This window comes from Spirillospora sp. NPDC049652 (assembly GCF_040675125.1).
Classification (GTDB): domain Bacteria; phylum Actinomycetota; class Actinomycetes; order Streptosporangiales; family Streptosporangiaceae; genus Spirillospora.
Window position 1 is genome coordinate 1 of record NZ_JBFAOF010001347.1, and the last position, 1,521, is coordinate 1,521.

General features: G+C 74.6%; 1 protein-coding gene. It reads left to right on the top strand.

The window, feature by feature from the left end; genetic code table 11:
* Positions 1-1,521 (top strand): amino acid adenylation domain-containing protein (locus AB0J52_RS40065; RefSeq protein WP_500188405.1); only part of this gene is annotated, 1,521 nt, incomplete at both ends.

Sequence of the window (1,521 nt, forward strand, 5' to 3'; positions counted from 1 at the left end):
CCGACCCCGCCCTGCGCGCCGGCGACGTGGAGATCCTGTCGGTGGCCGAACGCGACCGGCTGCTGGGCGAGTGGACCGACACCGCTCGCCCCGTCCCGCACTCCTCTCTGGTGGAGCTGTTCGAGAGCCAGGCTGCGCGGACTCCGCAGGCTCCCGCGGCCGTCTTCGGCGACGTCCACCTGACCTACGCGGAACTCGACGCGCGGGCGAACCGGGTGGCGAACGGGCTGCTGGCGCGCGGCGTCGGCCACGAGGACCTCGTCGGCGTCATGATGGGCCGCTCGGCCGACCTGGTGGCCGTCCTGCTCGGCGTGCTCAAGGCCGGGGCGGCGTACCTGCCGCTCGACCTCGCGCATCCGGCGGACCGGCTGCGGACCGTCCTGGCCGAGTCGGGGGCGTCGCTGGTCCTGACGGACGGGGAGGCGGCGGGCCATCCGCTGCTGACGGGCGGCGGCCCGGTCGAGACGGCGCGGGCGAACGCGCTGCTCGCCACCGCCGACGACACCGCCCCGGGGATCCCGGTCCGGCCGGACTCCGCCGCCTACGTCATCTACACGTCGGGGTCCACGGGCGTGCCGAAGGGCGTCCTGGTCACCCACGCGAACGTGGTGGACTTCGGGCTGTCGTCCTGCTGGGCCGACGGCGTCGTGGAGAACGTGCTCGTCCAGGCGAACCACGCCTTCGACGCCTCCACCTACGAGATCTGGGTGCCGCTGCTGCGCGGCGGGCGGCTGGTGATCGTCCCGCCGGGTGAGGTGGACGTCAGGGAACGCGCCGGACTGGTCGCTGAGCACGGCGTGACGAACGTGCACGCGACGGCCGGGCTGTTCGCCGCTCTGGCCGAGCAGGCCCCGGAGATGTTCGCGGGCGTCCGCGAGGTCTCCACGGGCGGTGACGTCGTGTCCCCGGTCGCCATCCGGACGCTGCTGGAGGCGCACCCGGGCCTGACCGTCCGGACGACCTACGGGCCGACCGAGACCACGGCGTTCACCACCGAACTCGCCTTCACCGATCCCGGACACGTGGACGGGCCGGTCCCGATCGGCCGCCCGATGGACAACGCCCGCGCCTACGTCCTGGACGAGTTCCTGCGGCCCGTGCCCGCCGGCGTGACCGGCGAGCTCTACATCGCCGGCGCGGGGCTGGCCCGCGGCTACGCCGGCCGGACGGCGCTGACCGCCGAGCGGTTCGTGGCGTGCCCGTTCGGCCTCGGCGACCGCATGTACCGGACGGGCGACCTGGTCCGCTGGACCGGCGAAGGCCTGCTGGAGTTCGCCGGACGGGCCGACGCGCAGGTGAAGATCCGCGGGTTCCGCGTCGAGCCGGCCGAGATCGAGGCGGTCCTGGCCGAGCACGGGGACGTCCGGCGGGTCGCGGTGGTCGTCCGGGAGGACCAGCCGGGCGTGAAGCGGCTCGTCGCCTACGTCGTCGGAGCGGGCGTCGAGGGACTGCGTCGCCACGCGGCCGAGCGGCTGCCCGAGTACATGGTGCCGTCCGCGTTCGTGCCGCTGGACGAGCTGC